The organism is Microcoleus sp. Pol12B3 (genome assembly GCF_036701355.1).
Lineage (GTDB): Bacteria > Cyanobacteriota > Cyanobacteriia > Cyanobacteriales > Microcoleaceae > Microcoleus.
The window spans coordinates 1-15,330 of the sequence record NZ_JAUBQS010000097.1; the positions used below are offsets into that span (position 1 = coordinate 1).

At 42.3% G+C, this 15,330-nt stretch carries 5 protein-coding genes; all 5 read right to left on the reverse strand.

Features of this window, described 5'->3' with window-relative positions; translation table 11 throughout:
* Nucleotides 1-404 (reverse strand): protein kinase domain-containing protein (locus QUA53_RS27260; protein WP_333100889.1); only part of this gene is annotated, 404 nt, incomplete at its 3' end.
* 90 nt (nucleotides 405-494) lie between these two features.
* The gene (locus QUA53_RS27265) at nucleotides 495-1,778 is read right to left on the reverse strand and encodes a response regulator (protein WP_333100888.1); all 1,284 of its coding nucleotides are present in this window, start codon (nucleotides 1,776-1,778) and stop codon (nucleotides 495-497) included.
* A gap of 13 nt (nucleotides 1,779-1,791) precedes the next feature.
* On the reverse strand, nucleotides 1,792-4,509 hold the full coding sequence (locus QUA53_RS27270; protein WP_333100887.1) for a response regulator: 2,718 nt from the start codon (nucleotides 4,507-4,509) through the stop codon (nucleotides 1,792-1,794).
* Between the two features lie 127 nt (nucleotides 4,510-4,636).
* Entirely contained in the window at nucleotides 4,637-10,897 is a 6,261-nt protein-coding gene (locus QUA53_RS27275) for an AAA family ATPase (RefSeq protein ID WP_333100886.1), read from the reverse strand.
* A gap of 194 nt (nucleotides 10,898-11,091) precedes the next feature.
* A partial coding sequence (locus tag QUA53_RS27280) for an ATP-binding protein (protein ID WP_333100885.1) occupies nucleotides 11,092-15,330 on the reverse strand: 4,239 nt, incomplete at its 5' end.

Here is a 15,330-nt window from a genome sequence, read left to right on the forward strand (position 1 = left end):
TCTTTGTGAATGACTCTGTTTCGGTACAGTCCGTCAAGGATATCAGTTATTTGAATGGCAATTTCCAATATTTCTGCCAGAGTCAGCGCTTGCTTTTGGGCGTAGTCTCGCAGAGAAATACCCCCAAAATCCTCCATTACTAGGGCATAGCTGTTGCGGTAGGATTCCAGACTGTAAGGTTCAACGACTCCCGGCAGACGTAGATTTTTGGCGATGGTGTACTGGTTGCGGAATTGCAGCAGTTCGCTGAAGCTGGGATAGTCTCGATTTAATAGTTTAATGACAACTGGAATCTGATCTGTTTCTCGGCTGGCTCGATAAACCAGGGTTTTAGAACCACTGTACAGTTGCTCGATTAGACGGTATCCGGAAATTGGACTGGTTAAATCTATACCTGCATTCATTTTGGCTATCCTCATCTCAAATATTGACTGCTAAAAATTAATGTGCGCCTCTTTGTGTAAGAGTTAAATTCGGCGATCGCATAATTAACTTCATCGGTTTGTAGGCAATGATATCGTAAACTCCGTCCCTTCTCCAACTACAGAATTTACCTCGATTGTACCGCCGTGTTTCTCAACTACAATCTGCCGTGCGATCGCCAATCCCAATCCCGTGCCTTTACCCACACCTTTAGTTGTAAATAAATCATCAAAAACCTTATCCATCACCGTCTCACTCATGCCAATACCGTTATCTTTGATACTAATTATTGCTTTCTGCCGATCTGCCGATAATTCAGTCTTGATAATAATTTGATTGTGATTAATTTTGATTTCAGCATAACTACGTCCCGTATTTGATTCTTCTAAAGCATCTATCGCATTAGCCAACAAATTAATAAATACCTGATTGATCTGTCCTGCATAGCATTCTACTTCTGGTAAATCACCATAATCTTTAATTACCCGAATCTCAGGGCGAGTGTCGTTTGCCTTGAGGCGATGTTTTAAGATCGTAATTGTGCTATCCATCCCGTCGTGGATATTGCAGGCAACGGGGCGATCGCTATCAGCACGCGAGAATGTCCGCAAGCTGATGCTAATGTCTTTAATCCGGTTTACTCCTTCTTGCATCGAGCCAACTAACTTAGGTAAGTCTTCACGGATGTAGTCGAGGTCAATCGCTGCAATTTCCTCTTGAATTGCCACACTGAAATTAGCAGATTCTTGCTGAATTAAATCCAGCAATCCAAACAAATCTTTGATGTAGTCTAAAGCGGGCTGAATATTGCCAGAAAGAAAGCCAACGGGGTTATTAATTTCGTGGGCAACACCAGCCACCAAGTTGCCCAAAGCAGACAATTTTTCGCGTTGAATGACTTGGATATGAGCTGCTTTTAATTCAGCAGTTTTTTGAGCCACTTGCTGTTCTAAGTTTTGAGTCAAGAGACGCAACTGTAAATGAGTTTTCACTCGCGCTAACACTTCTTGTTCTTGGAAGGGCTTGGTAACGTAGTCTACTGCACCAAGGTTAAGCCCTTTAATTTTGTTGTCTACATCAGCCAGAGCGGTCATGAACATAACTGGAATATCGCAAGTTTTGGAATTAGCTTTAAGGCGTTGACAGGTTTCAAATCCATCAATTCCTGGCATCATCACATCCAGTAAAATCAGATCGGGGGGTCGCCGCTCAACTTGTTGCAGAGCGCGTTCGCCACTGGTAGCGATCGCCACCTTATACCCCGCATTACTCAACGCTTCCGAGATGACATCCAAATTTGTGGGAGTATCATCAACAATTAAAATTAAGCCAGTTAAACCTATGGTCATAGTCATAGCCATCCAACTTTTAACTATTATTAGTGAGATGTTCTTGAATTAATTCCTCGATCTTCTCAGTTTGGAATTGCTTAGCTAATTGTATTACTTGCTGAATAAAGGGCTGATAGCGCTGATCCTTTTGCCCAATTTGAGCGGCGGTTTCTGCCAATTCTCTGAGGAAGCCATCCTGTGCCAGTTCTAGTAAAATTTGCAAATCCGCAGCCGATGGGGGAATTAGTTCTTTCGTGGATACTTCATTATTGCTTGTTGTTAACTCAGTTACATGATATTTCCAGATGAGTTGTAAATGTTTGGCAAGCAAAGTCAACAACTCCTTTGCATCAACGGGTTTGGCCAGAAAGTCATCTCCACCCATATCTAAGCTTTTCTGCTGGTCTATTTCTGCCACCGATGCGGAAGATACTATCACCCGTAAATGCTTGATATCCTCCAATTTTCGTAACTGTTTGAGCATTTCAAAGCCATCCATTACTGGCATCGCTAAGTCAGTTATAACTAAATCTGGCAGTTTTTCTATAGCTTTTTCTAAGGCTTCTTGACCATTCTCTGCTTCAGTAAATGTGAACCCTAGAGGCTCTAGCAGGTTCGCCAATACTGACCGATTTTCCCAACGGTCATCCACGATCAATATGTGGCATGGTGGCCCTTCATAGCCGATAATTGTGCGCCCGTCTTTGACTGAACTTTTTTGTGCCCAGTCGATAGCGATCGGCAGTGCTACTTCAAAGTAGAAGTTACTGCCTATTCCCAGATGGCTTTCAACTTGAATTTTTCCGCCCATCAATTCCACAATTCTTTGACTGATGGCTAAACCTAAGCCTGTGCCTTCCGCGTGGCGTTTGCGATCGCCTACTTGTTCAAATGCTTGGAATAGTTTGTTTACTTGGTCAGATGCGATGCCAACTCCTGTATCGATCGCTTGAAATTTAAGCTGAGGCAATGGCATTGTTGCATTTGATTCTATCACTTCTACCTTGAGGGTCACGCTGCCTTTATCAGTGAATTTAATCGAATTTCCTAAGAGATTGAGTAGCACTTGGCGGAGTCGTTTTTCGTCAGCTATAATTCCTGTGGGTAAGTTTGTATCTGGTTGATAAATGAACTCGATACCTTTTTGGTCTGAACGCACTCGACAGATTTCTACTACTCCTTGCAGGAAAGATGGCAAGTGAATGGCTTTGGAGGTAAGTTCTAGTTTGCGGGCTTCGATTTTGGAAAGGTCTAAAATATCGTTGATTAATGTTAGTAGATGAGAGCCACATTGGTGGATAATATTTATACCATGACGTTCTTTTTCGGGTATAGTTTTGGAACGTTCGAGGATTTGGGCATAGCCGAGAATCCCGTTGAGAGGTGTGCGAAGTTCGTGGCTCATGTTGGCGAGGAAATCGCTCTTGGCTTGGTTGGCATTATCGGCAGCTTCTTTGGCAATAGTGAGTTCGGCGGTGCGTTCTTCTACACGAGTTTCTAGTTCTGTAAAGGAAGTTCGCAATTGTCCTGCCATTTGGTTAAAGGAACCAGCCAGGGCTTCTAATTCATCAATCCCTTTAACTGCCACTGTTTGGTCAAGAGAGCCAGATGCGATCGCCTCACTTGCCTTTTGTAATTTCAGAATCGGACTGGTAATCCAGCGAGAAGTATAGATGCCTAGAATAGTTGCCAAACCCAACGCCGCCAAACAGAGTAAAATTGTGGTGCGCGTGTTGGCATCAATTTGTGCCATGAAATCTGATTCGGGCACCACAATGACGCTGAGCCAATCGATACCTCGTTCGTCTCGAATGGCTGAAACTTGAACTAACTGATGCTGATTTGCCAGCCAAAAATCAAGCTGTTGACTCTGTGTAATGGCGTTAAAGTTACCAAATCGATCGAGGATTGCTTGCGCTGTGGCACTAATTACAGAACTTTCAGACTTGACGGCAGGAATTTGTTGCAAATCCTTTTTTTTAAGATCAATAATGTAAGGATTTTCGATCGTTGAACTGGCAATCAAGTTGCCCGAGCGATCGATGATAAATGTTTGTCCTGTTTGACCCACCTTTAGCTGACTGAGAAAGGTATGAATCTTGCTAATCCGAAAGTTACTGTTTTGAACTCCCAACAATACTCGATTGTTGTCGTAGATTGGCTGAGATAGAGAAATTGTCACCAATTTATCCACCTGGCTTAAATAGGGCTGAGATGACCAGGTTGGTTTTCCGGCTTTCTGTGCAGTTTTATACCAGGGTCGAGTCCGGGGGTCAAACTTTGCTTGAGTTTCTACCAACCTAGTTTGTTGACCTCGATCGTTCAGTTGGTAGATTTCACGCTGAGGTAGATTCGCTTTGGAACCAATACGAGAAACGATGCCGTCCTTGGGTGTATTCTCTAAGGTGATACCCGTGCCATCAGCCAAGCCAATTTGCATAAATTCGATCGTACCTTGGCTAACCAACCGCCAGAAAGTCCGTTCCAGTTTGGTGACATCTGTTAAATCTAACTGCCCCTCTTGAGCAGCCGCGACAATCGCTTGTCCAGCAATATAAGGTCTTTCCAAATAGTTCAGGACTTGCTGGTTAATGCGATCGCCGATCTCTTTACGCAACTGACTTGAAACATCATTGACCGCTATCTGTCCATTTCGCAGGGACAGATAGCCAGTCAGTCCAACGGCTGCAAAGACTTGCAATACAAACGGAACTACTAGCACAAGTCTTAAAGGTATGGTTTTATTTGGATTCATGTTATACCTAGATAATGGTTCACTTGGAAATTTACCGAAATAAGGTTAGCCGACCTGATGTTTTGCAATCGTTAATTGGGTAGTATTTCAAATGTGTTGATATAATATTGAATTCTATTATATTCCCTTAGATGACAGGGATAGTGATCGAAAACACACTCCCCTCGCTAGGGACAGACTCAACTTTAATTTGTCCGTGATGTTTTTCTACTACAATTTGACGCGCGATCGCTAATCCCAATCCTGTTCCTTTCCCTACACTCTTAGTAGTAAATAAATTATCAAAAACTTTCTCTCGCACCGTTTCACTCATGCCAATACCATTGTCTTTAATCCGAATTACTACCTGTTTTCTATCGCCAGATAATTCGGTCTTGACGATAATTTGATTGGCATGGGCTTTAATTTCGGCAAAACTCCGTCCAATATTTAATTCATTCAAAGCATCGATCGCATTCCCCAAAATATTCATAAATACCTGATTTAATTGTCCGGCATAGCATTCGATTTTTGGGATATTGCCATAGTCCTTAATGACTTGGATTTCGGGGCGAGTGTCGCTTGCTTTCAGACGATGTTTAAGGATCATAATTGTGCTATCAATGCCATCGTGAATATTACAGGCTATGGGGCGATCGCTATCCGCACGCGAGAATGTCCGCAGACTAATACTAATGTCTTGAATTCGCTTCACGCCTTCTTGCATCGATTCAATTAACTTGGGTAAGTCTTCCCGGATGTAGTCAAGCTCAATGGTTTCGATTTCTTTTTCAATCTCTGGCTCTAGTTGGGGATATTTTTTTTGCACTAGATCGATCAATCCAAACAAATCGTTAATGTAATCTAAGGCAGGGGTAATGTTGCCAGTCAGGAAGCCGACAGGGTTGTTAATTTCATGAGCGACACCAGCGACTAAGTTACCCAAAGCTGACATTTTTTCACCTTGGATAAGTTGGATTTGAGCTTGTTGAAGTTCTCGTAAAGTCTTTTCTAAAGCTTCTGACTTTTGTTGACGTTCATTTTCGGCGCGTTTGCGATCGCTAATATCCAGCACATTACCAAGAATCACTGGTTTGCCATCGAGGATGATGCGGTTGAGGGTGACATCGACCTCAAAGACTGTATTAGAATCAATTTTTCTGACATTCCACTCAAATTGAATCGTTTCCCCGGCTAATACCCTTCTCCACCAGTCTTCTACCAGATGGAACGGATTATCCGGTGTAGAATAGTCATCCAAGATCGAGCATTGCAGCGCTTGCTCTCGCTCCACATCAAACATTTCTAGCACTCGGTTATTAACATCGAGCACTTTGCCATGCAGATCGTGAATTATGATGGCACTACTGACGTTATTGAAGATAGTGCGGAGGTTCTGTTCGGAAATTTGCAGGGCTGCTTCCGCAGCTTTATATTCAGCTTCGCTACGTTTACGATCGCTCACATCAAAGACAACACCATCCCATACAGTTGACCCATCGCCTCGTCGTTCTGGTTGAGATATTGCTTGCACCCATTTTATCGTCCCGGACGGGGTGACACTGCGCCATTCATGATTAAATGGGGTCAGGGTTTGGGCAGATTTGGTAATTGCTTGTTCAACATCAGCGAGATCGCCGACATAAACTGCATCGAAGACATTGATGATTCCTGCCATAACCATTTCTGACTCAGCTTCATACAGATTGACGCAACCAGAACTTGCGTAGGTTATAGACTTACCACCATCAGCAGCCAATTGTAATTGAAAAACCATCCCTGGAATATTGTCAGCCATCTTATGGAAGCGGGCTTCGCTGGCACGGAGTTCTGTCAAAGCTTGTTGTGACTGTTGATAGAGGCGGGCATTTTCGAAGGAAATTGCTGCTTGGGAGCAGAGCAGATTGAGCAGTTCGACGCGATCGCTTGTAAAGGCTCCAATTGTCAGATTATTTTCCAAATATAAAATTCCAATCAAGTTACCTTGATTTAGAATTGGACTGCAAAGCACACTTTTAGGCTGGTGTTTTTCAATGTAACTATCTCCAGAAAACTCAGTACATAACCTAGCATCAACCAGTACCAGAGGTCTCAAACTCCGCTTAACAGTATTCACCAAAGCGATCGCCACATTCTGACTTGATTCTAGCGGAATGGGTGGTAATAGCTGCGGTTCTTGTCCCTCTTCCACAAAGGCTGCTACCTGTAACTCAATATCTTTTTTTAGCAGTAAGACACACTTACTTGCCCCAGCATTTGTCATCACTATTTGTAACAGAGTAGTCAAGAGTTTATCGAGTTCAATTTCCCCTGAAATCGCTTGAGATGCCTTGAGCAGAGTTGCCAAATCTAGAACTTCCGAGGCTGTGCTAGAAGAGCGGTTAAAAGCCATCGTTTCAAGGGTAAGAGTTTCCTTAAAAGAGGTAGACGATCGGGGTGGCTGAAGGAGAGGATCGAGAAGTTGAGGATAACGTTGTTCTAAATCAGCAACTTTGGCTTGGGCGCCCCACCGGGCATAACAGTAATAGGCCTCAATCATGTAGGCTTGAGCGACTTTTTCTTTACCCCAATTGAGATAGAATTTGGCTGCAAGTTCATTAGCTAGTGCTTCTTCGTTGAGAAATTGATGCTCTTTTGCGAGGGAAATGGCGCGATCGTACAGTTCAATTGCCGATAATTTATCTCCAGAAATACGCGCCATTTCTGCTGAAATTAGCTCGGAGGCAGCGCTAAAATTCTCCGAGCAGTTTTGCGCCCAAACAGCTAATTGCTGTTTATACTCTATCAACTTTTGCCACAGATCGGATTGTTTGGCTTGTGGTATTCGCTCGTAACTTTCGCATAACAGTAGAGCATAGATAAAGCGATGTCTGGCATAGGGAAGTAAGCCTTGGGGAGCAACATTAACAATCTCAGCTTCAGCTTTCTCGGCAGATTCTAAAGCTGACTCTGGGCAATCGCAGAGGTAGAGGATTTTGCTTTTAAGAATAGTATAAATACAGATAACTTGCCAGTTTTTATGTTTTCGGCAGCGTTGGAGATACTCATTTTCTATACTTTTTGACCAAGTTTTTGTTCCTCTCAACTTGGCTACAAGCATTTGACCACCAGTTAGTATATCGATAGACCATTGATTTTTTTGCTGTTTACTAAAAGCCAGTGATTGATTAATTTCTCCCTCTAATTCTTTCAGTTCTACTCCCTGGTAAAAACGACAGTACATATTGTGTCCAAAAGCATAAGCAGCATATTGTAAATTGCTTGATTCCCAACCAATTTGATAGGACTTTTGGTAATCTTGGCTGGCTAATCTAAGAGGATGAGACCAATGACGGAGGGAACTACCAATCATTAAATAGGCTACACTTTCAGCCGAACTATCATTAAACTTGGGCATTAATTGCAACGTTAAATCGATTAACTCACCTGTATTTTGATAGTTATTTAAAGCATAACCGCTTAAGCCACCGTAGGCTGGGTAAATATAGCCTATTTCAGGCGTATTACCATACTCCAAACACAAATTAACAGCCTTGGCACAAATGACTGACCACAGACGCTGATGCGATCGATAGGTGGGCGGGCCCATAGCAATAGCTAACTTTGTAGCCATTTTTTTCTCAGGATCGGTCATCATGGGTAAATCGCTGAGAGAAGCAATCCCTCGGCTTTCTAAGATGGCTTGAGCAGTCGCAATTTCGCGATCGCGTACCACCTCAAAATCCTCATCGGTAATATCAATACCAAACAACGATAAAGCTTTCATCCCCGCAGCAATAGCTTCTGGATACTCAGCTCGTAGGGTATATTGAATAATTGCCAAGTTGTAAATTTCTGCCTTATCTAGGGCAGTTCTTGTCCGTTCGATAGTGCGATCGATCCAGATTTGTGATGCTTCAATATTGCCATTTAAATATTCAACTTCAACCCGTTCTTTGTGGAGCGCAAAGCATAATTCATATTGAATATTCCAACAGTCTTCTCTCAATAATTCCATGCCCGTAGTTATATACTCGCAGGCAACAGTATATGCAGTAGAAGTTTTAGCTTTTCGTCCTGCCAATAAGTTTAACTGGCTCAATCTTTCCTGTTCTTCTGGATCAGTTAATAAGTAGCGACCGCGATTTAGTTGATTGACAATCTCGAATAAGATTTCCTCACGCTCTGCCACAACAGTATTTCTTAAAAGTAGTTGACCGATCTGTAGATGTGTTGCTTGCTTGCGATCGTTTGGAATCAGAGAATAGGCAGCTTGCTGGACGCGATCGTGCAAAAACCGATAAGTCGGATTAGCCGCTGCACTAGAAACCGACTCATTATCAGATTGAGTAAAGAACTTATAAGCTTCCGTAGTCGGAATAATCAAACCTTCTTGCAAAGATTTCCATAAAGCAGTAGCCGCAACTTCCGCCGACTTTTCACTGACGATTGCCAAAGTAGCTAAATCAAACTGGGACCCAATACAAGCGGCTAATTTAAGCATTTCCTGAGTAGGAAACGGCATTTTCTGCAATTGCAGTGCCATAAACTCTACCACATCATCAGTAATTGCCAAGGCTTTCACTTGAGCAATATCGCACTGCCACCCCCCTTGTACCCCCGTCTGTCCCGCCTTGGTAAGGGGGGATAAAAGGGGGGTGGGGGACACAGGGGGCTCAAAAGTAATCAGCCCATCGTCATGTAAAGCCTTCAGGAATTGCGTAGCAAAAAATGGATTACCTTGAGTTTTTTGATACACAAGTTTTTTCAGAGGTTGGCCAATCTCTGATCCGCAACTAAGAGTATCTGAAATCAATTGATTAATCTCATCTTTTTGCAAAGGAGCCAAAGTAATTGTATTCACCGTTGCCCCGGATTTTATAATCCCATCCACCGTCAAAATAAATGGATGAGTAGGAGACACTTCATTATCTCGATAAGCACCTAACACCAATAAATGTCCCGTATCTTCCATCAACAGTTGCAACAATTTCAAGGATGCCGAATCTGCCCACTGCAAATCATCTAAAAACATTACTAAAGGATATTCGGCTTGCGTAAATACTTGCACAAATTTCTGCATCAGCAAATTAAAGCGATTTTGGGCGGCACTTGCCGATAGTTCTGGTGCTATTGGCTGTTTACCAATGATGCGTTCTAGCTCAGGAATTACATCAATCAAGACTTGTCCATTGTCGCCAACTGCTGTCAAAATATTGCTTTTCCATATTTGTAACTGAGCATCTGATTCTGATATTAATTGCCCCATTAAATCCCTGAATGCTAGCACAAATGCGTTTAAGGGAATATTGTGCTGGAACTGGTCGTATTTGCCTTTGATGAAATAGCCACGTTGTCGGACAATTGGCTTGTGAACTTCATTCACGACTGCGGTTTTGCCAATTCCAGAAAAACCTGCTACTAGCATCATTTCTGTACTGCCTGTGCTGACTCTTTCAAAGGCAGCTAATAGACGAGCGACTTCTTTTTCTCTACCGTACAGTTTTTCTGGTATCAGGAACCTGTCTGTAATATCTTCCTGTCCTAAATCAAAAGCCTCAATGTTACCAGTTTTTTCTAAGTGAACTAAACAAATTTCTAAATCATGTTTTAATCCTAATGCACTTTGATAGCGACTTTCAGCATTTTTGGTCGTCAATTTACTAACTATATGCGATAAAACTATGGGGATTTTTGGATGAATTTGATGTATCGGTATTGACTCTTTGGCGAGATGGCAATGCACCAGTTCCATCGGGTCATCAGAGATAAATGGTAAATGTCCTGTCAATAATTCATAAAAAGTGACACCGAGGGCATAAAAGTCGCTACGATAGTCAATACCCCGATTCATTCGTCCGGTTTGTTCGGGAGAGAGATAGGCTAATGTCCCTTCAAGGATGTGGGGATTCTGAATTTCTTGAGTTTCTCGTGGTAGCAGAGATGCAATACTGAAATCAATTAGTTTTATTTGTTTAGTGTCGGGATTAATCAGAATATTAGCGGGTTTAATATCTTTGTGAATGACTCGGTTTTGGTAAAGATAGTGGAGAATGTCTGTTAGTTGCAGTGCCAAGTTGAGAAATTCTGTTAAAGATAAAGATTTAGCAGGTTGGTTTTTATCAGTGGCGATATGGAGATAATTAGATAGGGAAATCCCTCCAAAGTCCTCCATGACTAAGGCATAGCTATTGTGATAGACTTCTAGAGTCAGAGGTTTAACTATACTGGGGAAGTTAAGATTTTTGGCAATGGTGTACTGATTGCGAAACCCGACAAGTTCGTTGAAATTGGGGTATTCGTTTCGCAGTAGTTTGATGACAACAGGAGTGCGATCGCTATCTCGAACACCCCGATAAACGAGGGTGCGAGAGCCTGCATAGATTTGTTCTGCGATCTGATACCCAGGTAGGTGAGTGATGACATCCATTTTCCAGTCCTCAAAAAATTTTGGTGGCTAGACCTTATAGTTATAGCTTATCAACCAGATCGGGAAACATCCCAATTGATACTAATGTTTTTAACTTTATTGGCTAATGGTCTATATTGTTCTAATATCAACCTTTCCCAGCACGAGATATGCGGACGAACCACAGGAGGATGTCATTCATTGCTGCATCACAACTATCTTGATTCTATTGTCTTGACGGGAATTGTAATCAAAAACTCTGCACCTTGACCTAACGCTGAATTTACTTCTAAAATACCAGAGTGTTTCTCAACAACAATCTGCCGTGCGATCGCTAACCCCAACCCCGTCCCTTTACCGACTTCCTTTGTCGTAAATAAATCATCAAAAATCTTGTCTCGCACCGCCTCATTAATGCCAACCCCATTGTCTTCAATCCGAATCACAACTTGTTGAGGCTCCCCCGATAATTTGGTTTCGATAATAATTTTATTAGGAGCCTCTTTAATCTCTGCAAAGCTCCGTCCAGTATTTGATTCATCTAGGGCATCGATCGCATTACTCAACAGATTCATAAAAACTTGATTTAGCTGACCTGCATAGCACTCTACTTTCGGCAAATCACCGTATTTCTTGATGACTTGAATCTCTGGGCGTGTGTCCGAAGCTTTGAGGCGATGTTTTAGGATCATCAAGGTGCTTTCGAGACCCTCGTGGATATTGGAGGGGACGGGGCGATCGCTATCAGCACGGGAAAAGATGCGAAGACTGGTGCTGATGCTTTTGATTCGCTTGACTCCTTCGCTCATGGAACCCACTAACTTTGGTAAGTCTTCCCGGATATAATCGAGGTCGATCGCTTCAATTTCCTCTTTAATTGCCGCAGTGTAATTAGGATATTCTTGCCCAAATAGATCGAGCAATCCAAACAAATCATTAATGTAATCTAAAGCAGGGGTAATGTTGCCAGCAAGGAAGCCTACAGGGTTGTTGATTTCGTGAGCGACCCCAGCCACTAAGTTGCCCAATGCCGACATTTTTTCACTTTGGACTATTTTTAGTTGTGCCTGTTTGAGGTCTGTAAGGGCTTGTTGGGATTCTTGATAAAGACGGGCATTTTCCAAAGAAATGGCAGCTTGAGAGCAAATTAGATTCAGCACTTCAACCCGATCGCTGGTAAACGCCCCCACCGTCAAGTTATTTTCCAGATATAAAATTCCAATCAACTTGCCTTGATTAAGGATTGGACTACACAGAACGCTTTTTGGCTGGTGCTGTTCAATGTAACTATCTCCAGCAAACTGAGGATTTACTCTCGCATCGGCAAGTACCAGCGGTTTCAAACTCCGCTTGACAGTATTGACCAAACTAATCGCTACATCCTGACTTAATTCTAGTGGTATTGATGGTAATAGTTGCGGTTCCTGCCCCTCTACGACAAGGGCTACTACCTGTAAATTAATATCTTGTTTAAGCAATAATACACACCGGCTTGCCCCAGCATTTGTAATCACTATTTTTAAGAGAGTAGTCAGGAGTTTATCTAGTTCAATCTCCCCTGAAATGGCTTGAGAGGCTTTGATCAGAGTAGACAAATCTAGAAATTCAGAGTTGCTACTAGAAGAGCTCCTAGAAGCGATCGTTTCCCGCGTAAGAGTTTCCTTGAAGGAAGCATAGGAGCTAGCTTGTTGAAGAATAGGAAGCAGGAGTTGAGGATAACGTTGTTCTAAATCAATAGCTTTAGCTTTGGCTCCCCAACGACTGTAGGCATAGTAAGCCTCCCGTGCATAAATTTTGGCAAATTTTTCTTGACCCCATTCTAGATAAAATTTGGCTGCCAGTTCATTAGCTAATGCTTCTTCATTAAGAAATTGATTTTTTTTAGCGAGGTATATACCCCGATCATAGTGTTCAATCGCCTCAGATTTATTACCCAAAACTCGATGCTTTTCTGCTTCAACCAAATACCACTTATGCAGATGATTCATGGGAGCATTTTGCGCCCGCTGTTGCAGAATAGTTTGATGAGTTTCCATCAGAGCGAGTATTTCTGATTGCTCCTGCTCTGGCTTGGTGGGGAAGATTGCCAGGTACGTCAAGGCTGCATAGAAATGGAAAATGGGGACATGAATCAATCCCGATATTGCCATCAAATACGGCTTGGCTTGGGCAATATAGCCTAGGGCAGACGTATTGTTTCCATAACAGTAGGCAAGTAAAAGTTTGTAAACATAGACCTTAGCGATCGCCGTAAGTTCATTATTCTGATGATGCTGAGGAAGCATCACCGTTTCATCGTAGGCAGAGCCGATTAAGCAATCAGACGGAATACAGACTTTCCTAAAGTTATTCACAGTCTGCTGAATAATATCAAAATACGCCTGAGCCGAATATTGTTTTGCCTGTGTCATCGCAGCACTATAACTTGCTATTTCGGTCTCCCAAGTGTCAAGTTCCACCCCACTAAAAAAGTTGGATTCCAGGTAGAGGAGTATGCTATAAGCAGATTGTAAAAAATTTCCTGTTTCCATAGCAGCCGTATAGCTACCTTTCAGCGTCGGTATCGTTGCCCTTATAGCTTCTTGGCGATGCTGAATAAAGCTCCCAAAAAAACCTGGAATTGTGGCTTTGAGTTCGCGGATATTGAACCGATCGAGCAAATTCATCGCCAATTTACCAAAGCTATAGCCTGTTTCCACCTCTTCCAAAAAGGCGCATAATACCATTCCGTGAATTGCATACCCCACCGTCGATGCGGGTGCATTCCCAAAGTCGATGGATAAACTCACCATCATGGAGCTAAGAATGGGTAGCAATCCCGGCATTCCCAGAAAAACGGGCGGAAATAAAGCTCCCAATAGTTGTATTGCTGCTTGAGTTGTGGCATCACTCATCAGTGGTAGGTTAACCAGTTCTTCAATCAGTTTGCCGCCTTGTTGGCTGCCAAGGGTTTGTAGTGCTTTGCCAATTTTGGTTTCATCAGTTTCGGTGGGGAGTTTAACACCCAATTGTAAGAGTGCATCTCTCCCTAACGCGATCGCTTCTAACGTCTTGCCTTGAGCTGTCTGGGCGACGATTAAAATTTCGTAAATTTTAACTTTGTCTAAAATTGTCTGAGCTGATTGCAAAACCAGTGTGGCCATCTGTTCCATTCCATCAAAGTCATGATTCAAATAGACAACTTCGGCAGCAGCAACATAGAGATTTAGAGTCAATTCATACTGATGAACCCAGCACTTGCTTGTAAGTAACTCAATTCCTATTTGTAAATAAATCCTTGCTGCGGCGTAAGCTGTAGACTTTCTCGCCTTAACTCCAGCTTTCAAATTCAGTTGAGCTAATGCTTCTCGTTCCCTCGGTTGAGTAATTAACTCAATTCCTAAATTAAAATGCCCGACAATATCAAACAGTTTTTCATCGGGGCCTATCTCTGAGGAATTTTGTAGAATTAATTGTCCTATTTTGAGATGAGTTGCTTGTTTTAGATCATCGGGAATCAGAGAATAGGCAGCTTGTTGGACGCGATCGTGTAAAAATCGATAAGTTGGATTGGCTGAAGCCTTGAAAACTTCATCACTATTCGATTGGGTAAAGAACTTATAAATTTTGTTCGTGGGAATCACCAAACCTTCCTGCAATGCTTTCCATAAAGCCGTAGCCGTCATTCCCGCAGATTTCTCACTGACAATTACTAATGTATTCAAATCAAACTGCGCTCCAATACAAGCAGCTAATTTTATAACATCCTGAGTTTCTGGCGGTAACTTCTGCAATTGCAAAGCCATGAATTCAACGACATCATCAGTGATCGCTAAGGCTTTGACTTGGGCAAGATCACACTGCCAATACCGAATCTCCCAATTAAAGCTAATTAGCTTATCGTCATGTAATGCCTTGAGAAACTGAGTAGCAAAGAAAGGATTTCCCTGAGTTTTTTCATACACTAATTTTGTCAAAGGTTGAGCAACAGATGATTTGCAATTTAGCGTATCTGCCACCAACAAATTTATATCGGGTTCGTTTAATGCTGGCAAAGTAATCGTATTCACTTTTGCCCCTGTTTTAACTATCTCATCCACTGTTAATATAAATGGATGCACAGGTGAAACTTCATTATCTCGATATGCCCCCAATACTAATAAATATCCTGTATCCCTCATCAATAGTTGCAGCAAATTTAGGGAGGCTGAATCCGACCATTGCAAGTCATCCAAAAACATCACTAAAGGATGTTCTTTACTTGTAAAAACTTGCATAAATTTCTGCATGAGCAGATTAAAGCGATTTTGGGCAGCACTTCCTGACAATTCTGTTGCAGGAGGTTGAGCGCCAATTATTCCTTCTAACTCAGGAATCACATCAACCAAGACTTGTCCATTGTCTCCCACGGCTGCTAAAATCTGGGTTTTCCATGTTTGCAATTGGGTATCGGATTCTGATAGCAATTGACCCAT

Coding starts and splice junctions, on each gene's coding strand:
- QUA53_RS27275 (WP_333100886.1), bottom strand. CDS start 10,897: ATGGATGTCATCACTCACCTACCTGGGTATCAGATCGCAGAACAAATC.
- QUA53_RS27265 (WP_333100888.1), bottom strand. CDS start 1,778: ATGACTATGACCATAGGTTTAACTGGCTTAATTTTAATTGTTGATGAT.
- QUA53_RS27270 (WP_333100887.1), bottom strand. CDS start 4,509: ATGAATCCAAATAAAACCATACCTTTAAGACTTGTGCTAGTAGTTCCG.